Raw genomic sequence first — 22,688 nt, forward strand, 5'->3', positions numbered from 1 at the left:
GGTGTTATGTTACGGGACGGTGTATTACAGCGGCGCTTCATGCCGTTTCAGCACCAGGCAGATGCCGGTACCGTTGGCGCGGACCGTTTTTAGTCAGGACTTTCCTGCATCAGCCTTTCGTTGATTACCGCCGCCGCCTGGTCGCCGTGTTTAATGTGGGTGATACGCAATTGGCGGTTGGCGCTAAAATGGTGACTGATAGTGATGCCGTAGGATTTTGTCAACCAGCTGAACGGACCGCCGTCACAGACGGCTTCGTCGATTTCCAGCCAGGACAATCCTTTTCTGCCCCTGCTCCAGGGCAGCAAACCGCGCACCAGCCAGACCCCTTCCTGGTCATAAAAAAACCGGAAGCGCCGGCGCCAGGCGAGATCATAAATCAGTTTAACGATGGCGATAAACAGAATGACGTAACCGGCCAGGATGATATTGGCCGCATTGGCGGACTGGGATACCAGTAAGCCGATAGCGGTCAGCATGACAAACAATACCCAGGGGCGTAAATAAGCAACCCAGGACAGAAAATACCTGCCGTGCCGAGGTAATTCGACGATGTCGTGTTGATCCATTTTTCATCCGTATCAATCCAGCCGCGGGCATAATAGCGCCTCTGCCGTCGGCTGAAAAGTCCGGAGTCGTCGGCCGTCCCCACCGCGGAAATGGTGACCAAGGCCATACCGACGGCCGAAACGACGGCGGTAAGCATTTCGGCAACCGAAACGGCGGCCATAGGGCTATCCGCCGCCGATGATTATCGCCGGCTTATTCCGCCGACTCTTCTTTGCCCGCCATTCGGGCCAGGAAATCATATTTTGCCTTTAAATCCTTTTCCGCCGCTTGATAGAGGGCGCCTGCCACCTCGGGCTGCTGACTGTTGAGCCGCCGGAAGCGCTGTTCGTTGAGCAGGGTGGCGCTTAATTCGCTGCTGGGGGGACGTGAATCCAGCGACAGCGGCAGCTTGCCTTCATCGCCGCGACGGGGGTCGAAACGATAAAGCGGCCAGAAGCCGGTGGCGGTTAGCTGACGCATTTGGTCGTGGCTCAATGCCAAATCATAGCCGTGCTCTTCGCAGGGACTGTAGGCAATAATCAGCGACGGGCCGGGATACGCCTCGGCTTCCTGGATGGCTTTCACCGTCTGGTTGAGCTGGGCGCCGAGGGAGATTTGCGCTACATAGACATGACCGTACATCATCATGCTTACCCCCAAATCCTTGCGGACTTTGCGCTTGCCCTGTTCGCCGAATTTGGTCACCGCGCCGAGGGGGGTGGCTTTGGATTGCTGGCCGCCGGTATTGGAATAGCATTGGGTGTCCAGCACCAGGACATTGACGTTTTCCGACAGGCTCAGCACGTGATCCAGGCCGCCGAAACCAATATCATACGCCCAGCCGTCGCCGCCAATCAGCCAGATGGATTTATCCACCAGATAATCGGCATCCGTCGCCAGTTGCCTGATATCGCCGTCGGTATGGGATTTCAACAGGGTTCTTAATTGTTCAATCTGCCCACGGCGTTCCTCCACCGGCACCCCGTCGGCCCGCAACCCGGCCAGCAGACTTTCCGGCAGCAGTTCCTGGTGCTGCTCTAGCAGACGCAGGACACGGCGGCGGTGTTGATCCACCGTCAGGCGGAACCCCAGCCCGAACTCGGCGTTATCCTCAAATAGCGAATTCGCCCAGGCCGGGCCGCGCCCTTCGGCGTTGGTGGTATAAGGCGTGGTGGGCAGATTGCCGCCGTAGATGGAAGAACAGCCGGTGGCGTTGGCTATCAGCAGCCGGTCGCCATACAGCTGGGTCAGCAGTTTGATATACGGGGTCTCGCCGCAGCCGGAGCAGGCGCCGGAGTACTCGAACAGCGGGGTAATCAGCTGCGAGGTGCGGATATCGATACGTTCCAACTGCTCGGGCTTCATTTCAGGCAGGTTCAGGAAGAAATCGTAATGGATTTTTTCTTCTTCCACATGCTCCAGACGCGAGGCCATATTGATCGCTTTGATGTCCGGATTTTGACGGTCCTTGGCCGGACAGACCTCGACGCACAGGTTACAGCCGGTACAATCTTCCGGCGCCACCTGCAGGACGTATTTCTGGCCGCGCATATCGCGGGATTTGACCTCAAGGGACGCCAGTCCGGCCGGGGCCGCGCTCAGAAATTCGGGGGAGACCACCTTGGCGCGTATCGCCGAATGGGGGCAAGCCGCCACGCAATGATTGCATTGGGTGCACAGATCCGGTTTCCACAGGGGTATCCGTTCGGCGATATTGCGTTTTTCCCAGCGGGTGGTGCCCACCGGCCAGGTGCCGTCCGGCGGCAGGGCGGAGACCGGCAAGGCATCTCCGAGACCCGCCAGCATCGCCGCGGTGACGGTTTTGACAAAATCCGGCGCGGCGTCGGAAACCACCGGCGGACGCAGCGGACTGTGTTCATTCACTTCCCGCAGCGGCACGGCGTGCAGCGCTTCCCGGGTGGCCGCCAGAGCCTGCCAGTTACGTTCCACCAGTTCCTGGCCCTTGCTGCTGTAGCTGCGGGCGATGGCCGACTGCAAGGCGGCGAGGGCGCCGTCCTGCGGCAACACGTCCGTCAATTGGAAAAAGGCCATCTGCATCACCGTATTGATGCGTGCCCCCAACTGGCATTCACGGGCAATTTGCGCCGCATTGATAATATAAAAATGCGCCTGGCGTTGAATCAGCAGCGCCTGCACTTCCTGCGGCAGCCGCGCCCAGATTTCATCGGCGCCATAGGGGGTATTCAGCAGGAAAATACCGCCCGGCCGCAGACGTTCCACCATCTGGTACTTGTCGATAAACTGCGACTGATGGCAACCGATAAAATCGGCATGGCTGATGAGATAGGCCGAATTGATGGGGTGTTCGCTGACCCGCAGGTGCGAGACCGTCAGACCGCCGGCCTTTTTCGAGTCATAGACAAAATAACCCTGGGCGAACAGCGGGGTGCTGTTGCCGATGATTTTGATATTGTTCTTGGTGGCGGAAACCGAACCATCGCTGCCCAAACCGTAGAACAAGGCTTCCAATTTGGCGCGATGGGGTAAATCCGCTTCCGGCAGCGGCAGGGATAAATGGGTGATATCGTCAAAGATACCGACGGTGAAGCGCGGCCGTGGCTGCGGCAACGCCAGCTCATTAAAAATCGCCAGGACGCAGGCCGGATCGAACTCTTTCGACGACAGGCCGTAACGGCCGCCGATAGTGCGGGGCAAACTGTCGCGCCGGCCATGGCTATAGGCCTCCGCCAGGGTAGTCATCACGTCCAGATAAAGCGGCTCCGCCAGCGCCCCCGGCTCTTTGGTGCGATCCAGCACCGCGATGGCGCGAACGCTGGCCGGGATGGCCTCCAGCAGATGGTCGGCGGAAAACGGGCGATAGAGCCGGACTTTCACCATGCCGACCTTTTCACCCCGGGCCAGCAGGCTGTCGATAACCTCTTCACAGGTGCCGGTGGCCGATCCCATCAGGATGATCACCCGCTCGGCCTGGGGATGGCCGTAATACTCAAACGGCTGATAACGGCGGCCGGTTGCGCCGGCAAACGCCTCCATCGCCTGTTCCACATGGGCAAAAGCGCCGTTGTACCAGGGATTGGTGGCTTCCCGTGATTGGAAATAGGTATCCGGATTGGCGGAGGTGCCGCGAATAACCGGATTATCCGGCGTCAGCGCCCGCCGCCGGTGGGCGTCGATGCCGGCCTGCGGCAGCAGGTTTTTCAGCGTATCGTCCGACAGCGGCGCGATTTTATTGATTTCATGGGAGGTGCGGAAACCGTCGAAAAAATGGATAAACGGCAGCCGGCTGTTCAGGCTGGCGATATGGGAAATTAACGCAAAATCCTGCGCTTCCTGCACGTTGCCGGCGCACAGCATGGCGCAGCCGGTCTGGCGTACCGCCATAACGTCGGAGTGATCGCCGAAAATCGACAGGGCGTGGGTGGCCACCGTGCGGGCCGCCACATGCAGCACAAACGGCGTCAATTGTCCCGCCAGCTTGTACAGGGTCGGGATCATCAATAACAACCCTTGGGAGGAGGTGAACGAGGTGGACAATGCGCCGGTTTGCAACGCGCCGTGCACGGTGGCGATAGCACCCCCTTCGGATTGCATTTCAACCACCCGCGGCACGTCGCCCCAGATATTGGCGGTGCCGGCTTCAGACCAGGCGGAGGCCAGCTCCGCCATGGTGGAACTGGGGGTGATGGGATATATCGCGATAACTTCGTTAACACGGTAGGCCACCGAGGCGACTGCGTTATTACCGTCTGTGGTGATCATGTTCTGCCTTATTTGCTCTACGGATGATAACCATGAAATCATCGGGTTATCATAATTTACCTTGAGTATAACAGTAGCGACCGCGGGGTATTTTTGCTTTTGTGCGACACAGAGGAATTAACCGTGAGCAGTTGCAGCATCGTTTGAACAATATTCACTATATTACTCTTCCTCTAACCCTATGGTATCCTCACGATGAATAACATAACGACCCTGAAATCATCTCCTTCACCGGCGGGAAGTTTTCCGCCTGCCGCCGCAGCCCAGTCGAAATCATTAAAAAACGTTCCGCCGTTAAAGTCGGTCAATAACGAAAACTGCAGTCCGAATATCGGTCGTCGCGCCAGTCATAGCAAATTAAGCGAAAAAGTTTTAATGGAAGTACAAGAGATTCAGAAAGGCTATCTAAAACTCGCCCTGGAAGCGGTTTCGAACGGTGGCAATTGCCAAACCGCGGTCGATAAATATTGTATTAAAAACAGGGGCTATCTGAATCAAATACATGCTGCCTCACTGAAGGCGAATATGCCCGGATCGGCGGGAGCGATGCTGAGGGAAGGAGAAAAATGGCAAACCGTCGCCGATAAGCATGGAATACGAGATGAGAATTTGTCTGCTGCCATGAAGACATTTTCTGCATGTATGGATAAAAAACAGGTCATTCTAAAAGACGTTCCCGCTGATGATGAGAAATATGATGGCTCCGCCGATGATGAGGCGTTTGTGACGTCCGGCAATACTGAAGATAAAACGTCAGGCACTAAACCGGGGAATTACCGGATAACATCTTTGGATGCGGTACTTGCCTATGATGAGATAATTAGCCTGGCGGACAAATAAAGCAGGGCGGACAGGGTGAAACCGGGCCGGTCTGATGATTTTATAATCTAAAAACGCAATTGGGTCTCGACGCCTACATTCCGTGCGACTACACTGACTTTCTTAAGATTGTTCCTAAACCGTATTTTCGGAGCACGTTGATGAAGGTGAGTCTGTGGTTATTGGCGACCTCGGCGCTGTTTTTGGTCGCCTGCAGCAGTCATTCCGATCAGGAACCTGAGCAGCAGGGGACGTCGGCGCATTTGCCTCCCGAGCAGCGGGCGCTCACGGTGATTGAGGCCAGTTGTGTCAACGCCGGCGGCAGTCCCACCACGGCGCAGCAGCTGGACGGCAGTTCGGTGGAAATGTGCCAGTTGGCCAACGGCAAGCGCAAACCCATGGAAAGCCTGGCCCACAATGCGCTGTAGTCGCAAACTTTAATGAAAGTTGCGGGGATCCGCGAAAAAGGTCAGCCGCCTCATTCAAGACCGGACAATAGTGATAGCCCGCTAAACACGGCGTGTTTACGATCTGGCATCCTGTCCCGACCGGGCACTTTGTCAACAAGCGATAACCCGCCAAACCAGCGGGCTATCTCACATCACACTACGCCGCCGCCTTTAGCCCCTCAGCCGTTCAGCTGATTCGGGCAGTGCTCCCCGCTGCTGATTTGCTTGAGGTTTTGCAAGGTAATTTCACCGATGCTGGTGAGCGCTTCTTCGGTCAAAAAAGCCTGATGGCCGGTGAACAGCACGTTATGGCAGGCCGACAGGCGGCGGAAAACGTCATCCTGAATCACGTCGTTGGAATTATCCTCAAAGAACAGATCCCGCTCATTCTCATACACGTCCATCCCCAGCGCGCCGATCTTTTGCAACTTCAGCGACTCTATGGCCGCCTGGGAATCAATCAGCCCGCCGCGGCTGGTATTGATGATCATCACGCCGTCTTTCATTTTGGCAAAGGCTTCACGGTCCAGCAGATGGTGATTTTCCGGCGTCAGCGGGCAGTGCAGGGTAATGACGTCTGACTGGGCGAACAGCGTCGGCAGATCCACGTATTCAGCCCCCAGCTCCAGCGCCTGCGCGCTCGGGTAGGGATCGTAAGCCAGCAGCCGCATCCCGAAGCCTTTCAGGATCCGCATGGCGGCCACGCCGATTTTACCGGTGCCGATTACGCCGGCGGTGCGGTTATGCATATTAAAGCCTATCAGTCCTTCCAGCGAGAAATTGGCGTCGCGGGTACGTTGATAGGCGCGATGAATACGCCGGTTTAAACACATCATCAAGCCGATGGCGTGTTCCGCCACCGCTTCCGGCGAGTACGCCGGCACGCGCACCACCGCGATACCCAGCTTTTTCGCCGTCTCCAAATCCACGTTATCAAAACCGGCGCAGCGCAACGCCACCGTCTTCACGCCGTGGTCGGCCAAAATTTCCAGCACGTCATGGCCGCCGTCGTCATTGACAAAAATGCATACCGCATCGCATCCTTCGGCGGTTTTGGCGGTACGGGGGGTTAACTGGAATTCATAAAATTCCAGTTCGTAACCATACTCTTCATTCACTTTAGATAAATATTTCAGATCGTAATTTTTAGTACTGTAGACGGCGATTTTCATACACTGTTCTCGCAAGCAAAAATTCTAACGCAAGTATGATATCTTGCAGACATCAAGACAATAAAGGAATGGCATGACCACAGTATCGGGCACTTTGGGACGCAGGGGGGCTTTATTTTTAAAATCTGGCCTTTTTCTGCTGTCGCTGCTGGTGGTTGTTCTATTGCTGGCGTCCGTTGCCTGGTATTTTTCCCCCTCCTGGCTGCCGGCGCTGGCGCAGCGCTATTTGCCCGCCGATGCCCGATTGATCCTCGACGGACGTCCCGTTTGGCGGCAGGGCCGGGTGGCGTTGCCGGATATAACGTTGAATCGGGGGGACTGCCGCTGGATAAAGGGCAGCGGCATGTCCGTTGGCCGTGCCGGCGGTGTCTGGCGTCTCGAGGCCCGGCAGATCACGGCGGATTCCGCCTGTGCATCGTCCGCCGAAAGCGAGACGCCTTTGACCTGGCAGGACGCGCTGGGTGGCTTACCGCTATTCTCGCTGCATATCCAACGGCTGTCGGTGGCGCCCTGGCAAGCCTATGGCGGTGAATTGCAGCTGGCTCACCGGCGAAACGACACCGAATTACGCTACCTCGGCGACGCACTGGCGGCGGATCTGCACCTTGAGGACCGGCAATTGACGGTAAACGGGGTAACCCTGTATGACCCCGCGGGCAAACAGTGGGTGCGGCTGCAGGGCAGCCTGGGTTTATCTCCGCGCATACTGTTGCCGCCGGAGCAGGGGGAATTGACGGCCAGCGGGGTTTCCCCCGAGGGTACGCCGTTGAGCGCCCGGCTTGACTGGCAACAGCGGAGCGGCGAGCTGATTATCAAGGATGGGCAAACAGGAATACAACTGGTGCGTTTACCCTGGCTGGTGGACGACGATACCATAGTCATAAAGGAGGGGGAGTGGCGTTGGCCCTATGCCGACCAACCCCTGGCGGGCCATATCAGTTTTAGCCTGAAAAAGGGGCAATCCGGGCCGGACGACCTGGAAATCATCGCCCGGCTGAATGTTCTCACCGAGGGACTGCGGGGAAAAGCCAACGCGGTGCTGAACCTGGGACCGGGCAAAATCAGCCTGACGGATAATGCGCTGGACTTTCGCCTGACCGGTCTGGCCAATCAGGGAGATTTATCCCTGGACGCGTCGATTCCGGGCCAATTACGCGGTCCCCTCGGCGATCCTGTCCTGGTGATGTCCCCCGGCGCGCTGCTCAGGGTGTCGGGGCCGCTGCTCAATGTGCTGAATATTACCAGCGCCCGTTTACCGCTGGCGGGTATGCAGCTCTCCTCCCGCGGGCTGAGCGGCCGATTGCAGGCTATCCTGCTGGCGGATGCCGCGCATCTGGGCCGATTGGCCCTGCATCTTGACGGACGGGCCACTGACTTTTTGCCTGACCAGGGGCAGTGGCGCTGGCGCTATTGGGGCGACGGTTATCTCTCGCCGTTTCGCGCCCGCTGGGATATCAACGGACGGGGCAGTTGGCTGGGGGATATGATTGAACTGAGCGAAATGAACAGCGGCTTCGATGGGTTGGAATACGGACTGGTGCATGCGGATGTCCCCCGCCTGAAGCTGATAAGCCCGTTCCGCTGGCGGCGCAAGGCGTCGCAGCCGTCCTTTAGCGGCGCGGTCAGCCTGGCCGCCCGGCGCATCGATATCAAACGGGGCGGATACCTGCCGCAACCGCACCTCAATCTGCAACTGTCGGGGCGTGACCCACAGGATTTTTTATGGCGGGGTACGCTGCGGTCCGGCGCCATCGGTCCGGTAAGTTTGAACGGGCGCTGGGACGGCGAGCGCTTACGCGGCCAGGCCTGGTGGCCGCGGCAGCCGCTGCGGGTGTTTCAAACCCTGCTGGCGCCGGATTTAAAAATGACCCTGCGTGACGGTGAATTTCACGGGCAAAGCGCTTTTTCCGCCGCGCCGGGGCAAGGCTTTCTGGCGGGGGGCCATGCCGTGGTCAGCGACGGCGATATCTGGATGCAGGAAAACCGGTTACAGGGCATCGCTCTCGGCCTCTCCTACCGTTTGCAGGACCAGCGCTGGCTGCTGGGGGTGAAACAGCCGGTCACCCTGAATATCGACAAGGTGGTGACGCCGGTCATTCTTAACCACCTGGCGCTCGGATTGCAGGGCTATTATCCTTACGACGAAAAGCGGCCGCTGACGCTGACCCAGGCGGCGGTGGAGACCCTCGGGGGCAGCATTCGCCTGTCGCCGCTACGCCTGCCGCAGCGGCAAGCGGCGGTGCTCAGCCTGAAATCCATTGAAATGAGCGAACTGGTCACCGTGCTTAACACCCGGCAATTTGCCGTCTCTGGCCGGGTCAGTGGCGAACTGCCGCTGAATTTCGACGATCCGGCCGGCTATATCCGCCACGGCTGGCTGGCCAACGACAATGATATGACCCTGCGCTTGGATAAACAGTTCGCCGACCAGGTCGGCGCCGGCAATCTGGCTACCCGTGCGGCCATCGACTGGCTGCGCTATATGGAAATTACCCGCACCCGCGCCGACGTGGAACTCGACCGGTCGGGCAATCTCGAGTTACTGGCGCATATCACCGGCACCAATTCGCAAATCAACGCGCAGCGAGAGGTCCGGCTGAATTACCGCCAGGAGGAGAATCTGTTTCAGCTGTGGCGAAGCCTGCGCTTCGGAACGCAGGTTGAACAGGCGCTGGAAAAGCAGGCTATACAGCCCGTACAGACTGTTGACAAACGTACTCGGAGTCAATAAGGCAGGACAGGCTGCCAAAAGAGTAAACCGTCCGCGCCAGGGATGGCGCGGATCGAGCCTCCATGGATGGATTCACGGCGTGTTTACGATCTGGCAGCCTGTCCTGACCGGGCACGTTGTCAGCAAGCTCAGTAGGCAATAAAGCCTGCGGTGACTAAAAGGGGAACGCAATGACATCGGGCTTCAGGCTTATGGGCATAATGGCCGCGCTATCGGTGAGCGCATGCGTCCCGCGTATCGAACTGGCGATGCCCAAAGAGCCCATTACCATCAATATGAATGTCAGAATCGAACATGACATCAATATCACGGCGGACAAGCAAAGCGTCACCCTGCTGCAGCCGGTGGTCTGTCCGGGCGCCAAAAACTGTCCGCCGGCCAAATAAAAAAAGCGCATCCGAAGATGCGCAATATGGCTTCATGGCAGTAAGGGGTAAAGGGAGGGTCGACTCAGGCGGCAAACTGTTTGATCTGTGCCTTGGCGTCGTCCTGTGCCTTGCCGGCAACTTCCGGACCGTAGGCGATGCCTTCGGCAAAGGCGAACTGTATATCGGTGATACCGATAAATCCAAGGAATAGACGCAGATACGCGGTCACCAGATCGCTTGGGGTATCTTTATGGATGCCGCCGCGGGTGGTGAGGATAAACGCGCGTTTATTCTTGACCAGGCCTTCCGGACCCTGTTCGCTGTAACGAAAGGTCACGCCGGCACGGGCAATCAGGTCGAAATAATTCTTCAACTGGGTGGAAATATTAAAATTGTACATCGGCACGGCAATGACAATCACATCATGGGCCTGCAGTTCGTTAATCAACTCATCGGACAGGGTAAGGGCATCCTGCTGGCGCGGGGTCAGCGTGGCATCCGCCGGCCGCAGGGCGCCCACCAATTCACCGTCCAGCACAGGTATTGGTTGTGCAGCAAGGTCACGCACGGTAATCTCATCGCCGCTGTGGTTTTGCTTCCACTGTTCGATGAAAAAATCGGCTAATTGATTGGATTGCGAAAACGTAGCCAAAATACTTGATTTAATAATTAATACCTTACTCATCTCTCATTCCTTATTCTTCAATGGGAATTGACCCTCTAGGCAATGAGTAACACTCTATTCACAAAATTCGGTCAGTGATAGCGCAATATTTCGAGTTGTTTGTTCGAATTAACTGAACAAACCGGCCGAGGCAATTAAAGTCCTGGCGACAGATATGATAAGCTGGCGAAATGAAAGCATTCGGCCCGACACATCAATATGGGTCCGATGGCAGGCAAGGTAAAGGAAAGATAACGTGAAGTCACCGCTGGCGGCGCTGTCCGCTTCGTTGGAGTCGGTCATGCTCCGCGATAAAACCGGGTTGCGCCGCCGTTTGCAGGGCGCAATGAAAGAGAGCCCCGAGGCGCAAGCCGCCATTGCCGAACGCATAGCCGCCGATATCCGGCTCTCCGCACAGCGCGCGGCCAACCGGCGTGCGGCCCGTCCGGACATCTCCTACGCCGAGGATCTACCGGTAAGCCAGAAGCGCGCCGATATCCTGCAGGCCATTCGCGACAATCAGGTAGTGATTATCGCCGGTGAAACCGGCTCCGGTAAAACCACCCAGATTCCGAAAATCTGCCTGGAGCTGGGGCGCGGCATCACCGGCCTGATCGGCCATACCCAGCCGCGGCGGCTGGCGGCGCGCACCGTCGCCGACCGCATCGCCCAGGAACTGGCGACGCCGCTGGGAGACGCGGTGGGCTACAAGGTGCGCTTTAACGATCGCGTGGGCGAAAACACCCTGGTGAAGCTCATGACCGACGGCATACTGCTGGCGGAAATACAGCAAGACCGGCTGCTGCTCCAGTACGACACGCTGATTATCGATGAAGCTCATGAGCGTAGCCTGAATATCGATTTCATCCTCGGTTATCTTTATCAGCTGTTGCCGAAACGGCCCGATCTGAAAATCATTATCACCTCGGCCACCATCGATCCCGAGCGTTTTTCCCGTCACTTCAACCATGCGCCGATTATCGAAGTCTCCGGACGCACGTATCCGGTGGAAGTGCGATACCGGCCGGTGGCGGACAGCGCGGGAGAGGGCGACAGCGATCAGTCCCAGGCCATCTTTGACGCGGTGGCCGAACTGGGCCGGGAGTCGCCGGGGGATATCCTGATTTTCATGAGCGGCGAGCGTGAAATCCGCGATACCGCCGACGGTCTGAACAAGCTGGATTTGCCCCACACTGAAGTGCTGCCGCTGTATGCCCGCTTGTCCAACAGCGAGCAGAACCGGGTATTCCAATCCCACAGCGGCCGCCGTATCGTGCTGGCCACCAATGTGGCGGAAACCTCCCTGACCGTGCCGGGCATTAAATACGTCATTGATCCCGGCACCGCGCGCATCAGCCGCTACAGCTTTCGAACCAAAGTCCAGCGGCTGCCCATCGAACCCATTTCCCAAGCCTCCGCCAATCAGCGCAAAGGCCGATGCGGGCGGGTATCCGCCGGTATCTGCATCCGGCTGTACGCCGAAGAGGATTTTCTTTCCCGTCCGGAATTTACCGATCCGGAGATTCTGCGCACCAACCTGGCGTCGGTTATTCTGCAAATGACCTCCCTCGGCCTTGGGGATATCGCGGCGTTTCCTTTCGTGGAAGCCCCGGATAAGCGCCAGATCCAGGACGGCGTGCGGTTGCTGGAAGAGCTTGGGGCACTGGGGACGGAAACCACCCGGGGCTATCGCCTTAGCCCCCTCGGGCTGCAATTGGCGCAGTTGCCGCTGGACCCGCGTCTGGCGCGGATGGTGCTGGAAGCCAGAAACAACGGCTGCGTCCGTGAGGTCATGGTGATTGCCGCCGCGCTGTCAATCCAGGATCCCCGCGAGCGTCCCATGGATAAAAAGCAGGCGTCCGATGAAAAACATCGGCGCTTCGCCGATAAAGAGTCGGATTTCATGGCGTTTGTGAATTTATGGGATTATGTGCAGGAGCAGCAAAAACTGCTGCCCTCCAGCCAGTTCCGCCGGCTTTGCCGTACGGATTTTCTCAGCTATTTGCGGGTCAGGGAGTGGCAGGACGTCTATACCCAGCTGCGGCAGACGGTAAAAACCCTCGGCCTGCCGGTGAATACCCAGCCGGCGGACTATCGCGGTCTGCACTGCGCCCTGTTGACCGGCCTGTTATCCCACATCGGCCAGAAAGACGTGGATAAGCATGAATACACCGGCGCGCGCAATGCCCGCTTCGCCATTTATCCCGGTTCAGGCCTGTTTAAAAAACCGCCCAAATGGACCATGGTGGCGGAGCTGGTGGAAACCAGCCGGCTGTGGGGCCGCATTGCCGCCCGCATCGATCCGGAATGGATAGAGCCCCTGGCCCAGCATCTGGTGAAGCGCAGCTACAGCGAGCCGCACTGGGAAAAAGCCGCCGGTGCGGTGATGGCGGTGGAGAAGGTGACCCTGCTGGGCCTGCCCATCGTCACCGGTCGCAAAGTCACGTACAGCCAGATCGATCCGGCCTTGTGCCGCGAACTGTTTATACGCCACGCGCTGGTGGAAGGGGACTGGCTCACCCGGCATCCGTTCTTTCACGCCAACCGCAAACTGCTGGGTGAAGTGGAAGAATTGGAACATAAGTCCCGGCGCCGGGATATTCTGGTGGACGATGAAACGCTGTTTGCGTTCTACGATGGTCGTATCGGCCAAGAGGTGATATCGGCTCAGCATTTCGACAGTTGGTGGAAAGAGGCGTCCCGTGAGGATCCCGATCGGCTCAATTTTGAAAAGCACATGCTTATTAAAGAGGGCGCGGATGATATCAGCGCGCTGGATTATCCCAATGTCTGGCGGCAGGGTAATCTGAAACTGCGCTTGAGCTACCAGTTTGAACCGGGGGCCGACGCCGACGGTGTGACGGTGCATATTCCGCTGCCGCTGCTGAATCAGGTCTCGGTACAGGGATTTGACTGGCAGATCCCCGGCGTGCGCCGTGAGCTGGTGATGGCCCTGATCAAATCCTTGCCGAAAACGTTACGCCGTAACTTTGTGCCGGCGCCGAATTACGCCGATGCCTTCCTACAGCGGGTGACGCCTGGGGAAGGCGGCCTGCTGGACGCGCTGGAGCGCGAGCTGCGCCGCATGAGCGGAGTAACGGTTGAACGGGACGCCTGGCAGTGGGATCAGGTGCCGGACCATCTGAAAATGACCTTCCGCGTCCTCGACGACCGGCAAAAGACCCTGGCGGAAGGCAAGGATTTGGACGCACTGAAATTGCAATTAAAAGCGAATGTGCAGCAGACCCTGTCGGCGGTGGCGGACGACGGCCTGGAGCAGCGGGATCTGCATGTATGGAGTTTTGGTGATCTCCCTAAGCGTTACGAGCAAAAACGGGGCGGTTATTCCCTGAAAGCCTACCCGGCGCTGGTGGATGAGAAACAGAGCGTCGCCATCCGCCTGTTCGAAACCGAGCATGACCAGCACCGCGCCATGTGGCTGGGTGTCCGGCGGCTGCTGCTGATCAATATCCCGTCGCCGATTAAATATCTCCATGAAAAATTGCCCAACAAAGCCAAACTGGGACTTTATTTTAATCCCTACGGTAAAGTGCTGGATCTTATCGACGATTGCATTACCTGCGGCATCGATAAGCTGATGGCCGAGCAGGGCGGCGTGGTATGGGGCGAGCGGGAATACGCCGCGTTGGAGGAGCACGTACGGGCCAGTCTCAACGCCGAAGTGGTGATTATCGCCAGTCAGGTGGAGCAGATACTGTCGGCGGTGTTCGCCATTAACCAGCGGCTGAAGGGGCGGGTGGATATCGCCCTGGCCCTGGCGTTATCGGATGTCAAAAGCCAGATGAGCGGCTTGATTTATCGCGGTTTTGTCACCGGCAACGGCTGGAAACGACTTGGGGATACCTTGCGTTATCTGCGCGCCATTGAGCGCCGTCTGGAAAAACTCACCGTTGACGTTCATCGGGATCGGGCACAGATGCTGAAGATTGAACACATCCAGCAAACCTGGCGGCAGTGGCTGGAAAAGCTGCCGCCCCTGCGCCGCGAGGATGAAGACGTCAAAGAGATTCGCTGGATGATCGAGGAGCTGCGGGTCAGCTATTTCGCCCAGCAGCTGGGCACGCCGTACCCCATATCGGAAAAACGCATCAGGCAGGCCATGGACCAGGTGCAGCCTTAAGGGGCTCAGACTGCTGACAATCGTACTCGGAGTCACTAAGGCGGGATAGGCTTCCAGAGGAGTAAACCGTCCGCGCCAAGGATGGCGCGGATCGAGCCTCCATGGAAGGATTCACGGCGTGTTTACGATCTGGCAGCCTGTCCCGACCAGGCTCTTAGTCAACATGCTCAGCCGTAGAAGGCCTCAGCGTTTCGCCAGCGTATGCGCCGTATCGTTAAGCGCATCCGCCGACCAGCCGCCGCCCATATCTCCTATCAGCGATACCGAATCCAGCAGGCGCTGCTCCTGCACGCTCAGCGCGTTTTGCTGGGCGCTCAGCTGCGTCACCTGGGCGCTGGCGGCGGTGGTGTAATCCGCCGTACCCACTTGATATTCGTTAAAGGCGATTTGGGCGCCGCGGGTGGCGTCGCTGACGGCGCTATCCAGCACCCCGGCCTGCTGCGCGAGAATATGCAAATTGGATAAGTCGTCTTCCACGTTCTGGAACGCCGTCAGCACGGTACCGCGATAGTTGGCCACCGCACCGTCGTAAGCGGCCTTGGCGGCGGCTACCTGGCCTTCGCGGGCGCCGAAATCGAACAGGGTATCATCCACATCAGCCCCCAGGGACCAGATGTGGTTTGCGGCGTGCAGCAGACCGTTTAGCGGCGCTTGGGAAAAACCATCCGACGCCGACAGGGACAGGGTGGGATAATAGGCCGCCTCGGCGACGCCCACCGCCGCGTTTTGCGCCGCCATCTCCCGTTCGGCCACGGCGATGTCCGGCCGCCGCTGCAGCAGCGTCGAAGGTACCCCCACCGGAATGACGGGCAGCGCCGGCATCCCCGTGCTCGGTTCAATAGTCAGGTCTTCCGGATTCTTGCCCACCAGCACCGCAATGGCGTGGGCGTATTGGGCGCGCGCCACGCCGAGGGCGATAAGGCTGGACTGGGCGTTCTCCAGCTGGGTTTTCGCGGTGATGACATCGGAAGGCTTCGCGGTGCCGTACTGGCCCTGATTGGTCAATACCCGCAGGTATTCTTGATAGGCATCCACGGTTTTTTGCAGCAGCGCGATATTGGCGTCGCTGGTGCGCAGTTCAATGATGGCGGCGGCCAGCGCCGTTTGCTCGGAAAGGGTGGCGTTAGCCAGGGTGGCTTCGCTGGCCTGGGCCGTCGCCTTGTTTTCCTCAACGGTGCGGCGAACCTTGCCCCACAGATCGATTGACCAGCTGGCGCTGCCTTCAAGCGATCCCGAATTGGTCACGGCGCCGGCGCCGCCAAGACTGCTACCGCCGGCGGTACGCTGCCGCGTCGTGGAGTTGGTGACGCCGATAGTGGGAAACAGACTGCTGCGGGCGGTTTCCACGTCGGCCAGCGCCGCCTGATAGTTGGCATAGTCCTGGCGCACGGTCTGGTTAGACACCGACACCGACGGTTCCAGACGATTAATCAGCGGGTCGTTAAACACCGTCCACCAGTCGCCTTTGGGGGCTTCGGCGGAGGGCGCCGCCAAAGTCCAGCCGGGCAGCGGTTTAAATCGGGCCGGTACCGGAACCTGCGTGCGATGGTAGTCAGGGCCGACCATACAGCCACCGAGCAACAGCGCAAGGGAAATCACCAGGGCGGAGTGGGACATTTTCATATTCATAGGCTCGCGTTCGTTTTATTCCACGGCAGGCCGGCCGACCACTTGGCGAGTCTGGCGCGCAAACGGTCGAGATAGAGATAAATCACCGGTGTTGTATATAACGTAAAGACCTGGCTGAAAATCAGGCCGCCCATTACGGTAATGCCCAGGGGTTGTCGCAATGATGCGCCCTGGCCGATGCCGATAGCCAGCGGTACCGCTCCCAGCACGGCGGCGGCGGTGGTCATCATGATCGGCCGCAAACGCACCACCGCCGCCGCGTGAATGGCTTCCCGCGGGGTATAACCCTGGTCGCGCTGCAACTGGATGGCGACGTCAATCATCATGATGGCATTCTTTTTCACGATGCCAATCAGCAAAATGATGCCGATCAGGGCGATAACCGAGAACGGCGTGCCAAAAATCAACAGCGCCAGCGTCGCGCCGATGCCGGCCGACGGCAGGGTGGACAGGATAGTGATGGGATGTACCGTGTTCTCATACAGTATGCCCAGCACGATATACACAGCCGCCAGCGCCGCCAGGATCAGCAGCGGCATAGTGGACATGGATTGGCCGAAGGCCTGGGCGGCGCCGGCGAAACTGCCGTGAATGGAGGCCGGCACCTTGAGATCCCGCATGGTCTGATCGATGGCCAGACTGGCATTGCTGAGAGAGCCGTCGGGGGGCAAATTAAAAGAAATGGTGGCCGCCACCAGACCGTCCTGGTGGTTAACCTGGGTAGCGGTATGGTTTTGCGTGTAGGAGGCCAGCGCCGAAAAGGGCACCATGCTCTCGGCGGAGGTGCTGTCGGCGCTGCCGCTGGAGCTGCCGCCCCGGGCGTTGGAAATGGCGTTGGTCAACTGGTTGGCCTCGGCATTGGCATTCTGGGCGTTTGTCGACGTGGACGAACTCTGTACGCTGCCCGCCGTGGAGACTTTCGTCACGCCGCTCACCAGGCTTGAAGACATCTGCGTCTGAGCCGTTCCGCTGGCATTGCCCGCCGCCGGACTGAAACGGATGCGATTGAGCATCTGCGGATACTGCCAATACTGCGGCGCCACTTCCATCACCACATAATATTGATTGAGGGCATTATAGATGGTGGACACCGCGCGCTGGCCGAACGCGTCGTACAATACGCTGTCGAGCTGATTGGGGGCAAAGTTATAGCGGGCGGCGGTGGCGCGGTCGAAATGGATATAGGCCTGCAGGCCGTTTTGCTGCAGGTTCGAGTTGACATCCAGCAGCTGGCCGCGGTGTTTAGCCAGCTCGGTCACCAACCGGGGCACCCAGGTATAAAGCGCCTGGGAGTCGTCGCTGGTGAGGGTATATTGATACTCCGCCGCCGATTGGCGTCCGCCGATGCGCAGATCCTGCGCCGCCTGCAGGAACAGCCGCGCGCCGGATACCCCGTTGAGTTTGGGACGCAGCCGTTCCACCACCTCGGCGGCGGAGATTTTACGCTCCGCCAGCGGTTTGAGTTCGATAAACACGCTGGCGGTATTCAGGGCGCGGCCGCCGGTGAAACCGGATACCGAGGCCACCGCCGGATCCCGTTGCACAATGGTTTCCAATTGAGTGAGTTTCTGCTCCATGGCCTGGAACGAAATACTCTGGTCGGCGATGATCTGCCCAATCATCACGCCGTTGTCCTGTTCCGGGAAAAAGGTCGAGGGCACCAGCCTGATGAGAAAGATATTGAGCACGATAAGCGCCACCAGACACAGTCCCACCAGCAGCGCATGATCAAGCACCGTCGTCAGCGAACGGGCGTAGGCATTTTTAAACCGATCGAATTGACGTTCGCACCATAGCGACCAGCGCGCCTTGGACTTGACGCCGTTTGCCTGCTCGCGGCGCAGGACGCAGGCCGCCAGGGTCGGGGTAATGGTGAGGGAGATCAGCAGCGAGAAAAGAATGGCAATGGACAGGGTCATCGCGAATTCATGGAACAGTCGCCCGACGATGCCGGGCATCAGCAGGATCGGCAGGAATACCGCGATAAGCGACAGACTCATGGAGATCACGGTGAAACTCACCTCGGCGCTGCCGCGCAATGAGGCTTCGCGCACGCTCATGCCCGATTCCACGTGACGGACGATATTCTCCAGCACCACCACCGCGTCATCCACCACGAACCCGGTACCGATGGTCAACGCCATCAGCGAAAGATTATCGAGGTTATACCCCAGCAGATACATCGGCCCAAAGGTGCCGATGATGGACAGCGGCAGCGCCACCGTGGGGACCAAAACCGCCCGCGGCGACTGCAGGAACACGAACACCACACCGATAACCAGCAGCACGGCGATAAACAGGGTCCGTTCCGTATCTCCTACCGCGGCCTTCACCGACTGCGACAGATCGATGGCGACATTAAGATGAATATTGCTCGGCAAGGTGGCCTGAATCGACGGCAGCACCTTGCGGATCTGCGAAACGGTATTCACCACATTGCCGCCGGGCAGCGGGTAAACGATCACCAGCACCGAGGACTTGCCGTTATAGAGTCCGGCGTTGCGGATATTTTCCGCCGAATCCTTAACGCTGGCCACATCCCCCAGCATCACCGGCGCATTATTCCGATAGGCAATCACCAGATTCCGGTAGGGTTCCGCTTTGCTGAGCCGGTCATTGGATACCACCTCATAGCGCTGGCCGTTCTGGTCGATATGCCCCTTGGCGCTGTCGGCGTTGGCGGCGCTGATGGCGGCGCGCACGTCTTCCAAACCGATGCCGTAGCTGTTCAATTGATCCGGCTGCAGCTCCACGCGCACCGCGGGCAGGGCGCTGCCGCCCAGAGTGATTTCACCCACGCCGCCCACCTGCGACAGCTGTTGCAAAATCACCGAATCCGCCGAATCATACAACTGGGCACGAGTCAGGGTATCGGAGGTCAGCGCCAGGACCATCAGCGGCGTACTGGCCGGATTATACTGGCGATAAATCGGGTTGTTGCGCAGAGTGGTGGGCAAATCGGCGCGCGCCGCCTGGATAGCGGCCTGCACATCCCGCGCGGCGCCGTTGATGTCGCGATTCAGCCCGAACTGGATAACGATCATGGCCGAGCCCACATAGCTGGTGGAGGTCATTTCCGACACATCGGCAATGGTGCCCAGCCGTTTTTCCAGGGGTTCCGCCACGGTGGAGGCCATAATATCGGGGCTGGCCCCCGCCATGTTGGCTTGCACCACGATAACCGGGAATGCGATATTGGGCAGCGACGACACCGGCAGGTGGAAAAACGCCAGCGTTCCCGACAGCAGAATGGCAAGGGCCAGCAGCGCGGTGGCCACCGGCCGGTGAATAAACAGGGCGGAAATATTCACCGAACTTCACCCCGGCCGTCGTCGGCTAAGGGATCGGGCCTGCGGCGAAAGCGTTTCGCCACGCGATCAAAGCACAGATAAATCACCGGCGTGGTAAACAGAGTCAGTAGCTGGCTCAGGCTCAGCCCGCCGATGATGGCGAGGCCCAGCGGCCGGCGCAGCTCCGAGCCGGTGCCGGAGCCCAATAACATGGGCATGGCGCCGAGCATGGCGGCCAGCGTGGTCATCAATATCGGCCGAAAACGCAGCAGCGAAGCTTCAACAATGGCCTCCTCCGGCGTTTTGCCGTGCTCCCGTTCGGCTTCCAGCGCGAAATCCACGATCATTATGGCGTTCTTCTTCACAATGCCTATCAGCAGCACGATGCCGATGATGCCGATAACGTCCAGATCGCCTCCCACCAGCATCAGTGACAGCAGCGCGCCGATGCCGGCGGAGGGCAGGGTCGACAGAATGGTCACCGGGTGGATAAAGCTCTCGTAAAGCACGCCGAGCACGATATACACCGCCACCAGCGCCGCTATCAGCAGATAAACCTCGCTGGACAGCGAATCTTTGAACGCCTGGGCCGCGCCCTGGAATGACGAGGTGATGGCAGGGGGCAGGTTAACCGCCTTTTCCGCCTGGTTGATTTGCTCCACCGCCTTGCTCAGGGAGGCCCCCTGCGCCAGGTTGAACGAGATTGTCACCGAAGGAAACTGTGACAGGTGGCTTATCACCAACGGCGACTTGGTGACGTTGATTTTGGCAATGGCGCTCAGCGGCACCTGGCCGGTGCTGCTGGTTTGGCTGGGCAGATAGAGTTCACCCAGGGATTGCAGGGTCGGCAGTTTTTCCGGTTTGGCCACCAGGATAACCCGATACTGGCTGGACTGATCGAAAATGGTGGAGACAATGCGCTGCCCCAGCGCGTCGTAAAGAGCATTATCGATGGTGGCCGCGGTAATGCCGAAGCGCGCCGCCAACGGACGGTTTACCTCGACATTCACGCTTAAGCCATCATTGTCCAAATCGCTGGTCACGTCCCTGATGGCCGGGATGCCCTTCATGCGGTCGATAAGCGCCGGCACGTACTGCAGGAACGCCTGCTGGCTGGGCCCGCGCAGCACAAACTGATACTGGTTCGGCGATACCGTGGTATCCAGGGTAAGATCCTGTTCCGGCTGCAGGTAGAGCTTGATGCCCGGCACGCCGGCCGCTTCGGTCTGGATCCGCCGGGCGATCTCTTCCGCGCTCTGGGACCGCTGGGAGCGGGGTTTAAGGTTAATCAGGAAACGGCCGTTGTTCAGCGTGGTATTGGTGCCGTCGATGCCGACATAGGAGGTCAGGTTCTCCACATCGGCATCCTTGAGTATCGCATCCGCCAGCGCCGTCTGCCGGTCAACCATGGCGCTGTAGGACACGGAATTGTCGGCGGTGCTGATGGCCTGGATAACGCCCACATCCTGAACCGGGAACAGCCCCTTGGGTATGGTGATATAAAGCACCACGGTAATCACCAGGGTGGCGGCAAAGATAATCAAGGTGAGGGTCTGATGGCCCATCACCACCCGTAAACCGCGCTCATAGGCCCCGAGAATTTTGTTGAACACCCCTTCGCTGACGCGTTCGAAGCGGCTTGGGCTGCGATCGGCCCGGGCGCGCAGGATGCGCGCGCACAGCATCGGCACCAGGGTCAGCGAAACCACCCCCGACAGCACGATGGTAATGGCCAGTGTCACGGCGAATTCACTGAACAGACGGCCGATAACGCCGCCCATGAACAGCAGCGGGATAAGCACCGCGATCAGGGAAACCGTCAGCGAAAGGATGGTGAAGCCAATCTGTCCCGCACCCAGCAGGGCGGCGTTAAGGGGGGACTCTCCCTCCTCCAGGTAACGTACGATATTCTCAATCATCACGATGGAATCATCCACCACAAAGCCGGTGGCGATGATGAGCGCCATCAACGACAGATTGTCGATGGAGTAGTTCAGCTCATACATGATGGCCAGGGTGCCGATCAGGGACACCGGCACCGAAATACTCGGGATGATGGTGGCCGGCAGATTGCGCAAAAAAACAAAAATCACCAGCACCACCAGCACCACCGAGAGGAAAAGCTCAAAGGCGGCGTCCGTTACCGAAGAGCGAATCACCCCGGTGGTATCGGATACGATCTGGACATTGACACCCGCCGGCAGGGTGGATTCAAGCTGCGGCAGTTCCTGCTTGATGCGCGCCACCGTGGCGATGACGTTGGCCCCCGGCTGGCGCTGCACATTGAGCACAATGGCCGGGGTATGATTGTACCAGGCGCCCTGCTCATTATCCTGGGCGGCCAGGGTCACCCTGGCGACGTCGCGCAAATAGACCGGCGCGCCGTTTTGATAGGAGATTACCGTATTGAGGTAATCGTTGGGATCCTGGATCTGGTCGTTGCCGTTAATGGTGTAGTCAAGCTTGGGCCCGTCGAAATTGCCTTTCGGCTGGCTGACATTCACCTCGGCTATGAGCGATCGCAGGTTATCGATGGAGAGTCCGTACGCCGCCAGCTTCTGCGGATCGGCCTCAATCCTCACCGCCGGTACGTTGCCCCCCGCGGGCGTGACCAGGCCGACGCCCGGCACCTCGGAAATCTTGGTCCCCAGCCGGTTATTGGCCACATCCTGCAATTGGGGCAGCGACATGGAGCGGGAGGTGATCGCCAGCGTCATGATGGGCTGGTCCGCCGGATTGACTTTCGCATAGGTCGGCGGAGAGGGCAGGCCGCTGGGCAGCAGGCTGTTGGCGGCATTGATGGCCTCCTGGACATCCTGTTCAGCCACGTCCAGATTCAGGGAGAGATCAAATTGCAGCGTGATAATCGAGGCGCCGGCCGAGCTGTTGGAGGTCATCTGCTGTAGCCCCGGGATTTCCCCCAACTGCACCTCCAGCGGCGCGGTTACCGTGGTGTTCATCACATCAGGACTGGCGCCGGGATAAAAGGTTTTAACCTGGATGGTGGGATAATCCACGCTGGGCAGGGAAGAGACCGGCAGAAAGCGTACCGCCACCAGCCCCAACAGCACCAGGGCGACCATAATCAGCGATGTGGCCACCGGCCTCATGACAAACAGGCGGGAAATGTTCATG

At 58.9% G+C, this 22,688-nt stretch carries 12 protein-coding genes; 5 read left to right on the forward strand and 7 right to left on the reverse strand.

The window, feature by feature from the left end:
* Positions 1–89: 89 nt before the first annotated feature.
* Positions 90–569: a hypothetical protein gene (locus HB631_RS17010; RefSeq protein ID WP_213992361.1), complete on the reverse strand. Its 480-nt coding sequence runs from the start codon at positions 567–569 to the stop codon at positions 90–92.
* A gap of 193 nt (positions 570–762) precedes the next feature.
* The gene (nifJ, locus tag HB631_RS17015; protein WP_213992362.1) at positions 763–4,290 is read right to left on the reverse strand and encodes a pyruvate:ferredoxin (flavodoxin) oxidoreductase; all 3,528 of its coding nucleotides are present in this window, start codon (positions 4,288–4,290) and stop codon (positions 763–765) included.
* A gap of 195 nt (positions 4,291–4,485) precedes the next feature.
* On the opposite strand from nifJ, the gene HB631_RS17020 reads away from it, so the two are divergent.
* The gene (locus HB631_RS17020; RefSeq protein ID WP_213992363.1) at positions 4,486–5,130 is read left to right on the forward strand and encodes a hypothetical protein; all 645 of its coding nucleotides are present in this window, start codon (positions 4,486–4,488) and stop codon (positions 5,128–5,130) included.
* 140 nt (positions 5,131–5,270) lie between these two features.
* On the forward strand, positions 5,271–5,537 hold the full coding sequence (locus HB631_RS17025; protein ID WP_213992364.1) for a DUF333 domain-containing protein: 267 nt from the start codon (positions 5,271–5,273) through the stop codon (positions 5,535–5,537).
* 200 nt (positions 5,538–5,737) lie between these two features.
* Here the strand turns inward: HB631_RS17025 and HB631_RS17030 are convergent, their stop codons facing one another.
* Entirely contained in the window at positions 5,738–6,730 is a 993-nt protein-coding gene (locus HB631_RS17030) for a 2-hydroxyacid dehydrogenase (RefSeq protein ID WP_213992365.1), read from the reverse strand.
* A 73-nt stretch (positions 6,731–6,803) separates the two neighbouring features.
* Between HB631_RS17030 and HB631_RS17035 the strand changes: the two genes are divergently transcribed.
* The gene (locus HB631_RS17035) at positions 6,804–9,461 is read left to right on the forward strand and encodes a YdbH family protein (protein ID WP_213992366.1); all 2,658 of its coding nucleotides are present in this window, start codon (positions 6,804–6,806) and stop codon (positions 9,459–9,461) included.
* Positions 9,462–9,631: 170 nt separating this feature from the next.
* Complete coding sequence (locus HB631_RS17040) at positions 9,632–9,847, forward strand: YnbE family lipoprotein (RefSeq protein ID WP_213992367.1); 216 nt, start codon at positions 9,632–9,634, stop codon at positions 9,845–9,847.
* A 64-nt stretch (positions 9,848–9,911) separates the two neighbouring features.
* Here HB631_RS17040 and HB631_RS17045 read toward each other — a convergent pair whose 3' ends face one another.
* Positions 9,912–10,514: an FMN-dependent NADH-azoreductase gene (locus HB631_RS17045; RefSeq protein ID WP_213992368.1), complete on the reverse strand. Its 603-nt coding sequence runs from the start codon at positions 10,512–10,514 to the stop codon at positions 9,912–9,914.
* Between the two features lie 235 nt (positions 10,515–10,749).
* On the opposite strand from HB631_RS17045, the gene hrpA reads away from it, so the two are divergent.
* Positions 10,750–14,634 carry an ATP-dependent RNA helicase HrpA gene (hrpA, locus tag HB631_RS17050; RefSeq protein WP_213992369.1) on the forward strand — a complete coding sequence of 1,295 codons (3,885 nt, stop codon included), beginning with the start codon at positions 10,750–10,752 and terminating at the stop codon, positions 14,632–14,634.
* Positions 14,635–14,817: 183 nt separating this feature from the next.
* Here hrpA and HB631_RS17055 read toward each other — a convergent pair whose 3' ends face one another.
* From HB631_RS17055 to HB631_RS17065, 3 genes are read right to left on the reverse strand one after another with little or no spacing between them, the layout of a single operon-like run.
* Positions 14,818–16,263 (reverse strand): efflux transporter outer membrane subunit, encoded by a 1,446-nt coding sequence (locus HB631_RS17055; RefSeq protein ID WP_213992370.1) that lies wholly within the window; start codon positions 16,261–16,263, stop codon positions 14,818–14,820.
* The gene (locus HB631_RS27090) at positions 16,260–19,574 is read right to left on the reverse strand and encodes an efflux RND transporter permease subunit (protein WP_345945719.1); all 3,315 of its coding nucleotides are present in this window, start codon (positions 19,572–19,574) and stop codon (positions 16,260–16,262) included. The genes HB631_RS17055 and HB631_RS27090 overlap by 4 nt, the downstream gene beginning before the upstream one ends.
* Entirely contained in the window at positions 19,571–22,687 is a 3,117-nt protein-coding gene (locus HB631_RS17065; RefSeq protein ID WP_213992371.1) for an efflux RND transporter permease subunit, read from the reverse strand. Before HB631_RS17065 ends, HB631_RS27090 begins: the two co-directional genes overlap by 4 nt.
* Position 22,688 lies beyond the last annotated feature (1 nt).

Source organism: Sodalis sp. dw_96 (genome assembly GCF_018449575.1).
GTDB lineage: Bacteria > Pseudomonadota > Gammaproteobacteria > Enterobacterales > Enterobacteriaceae > Acerihabitans.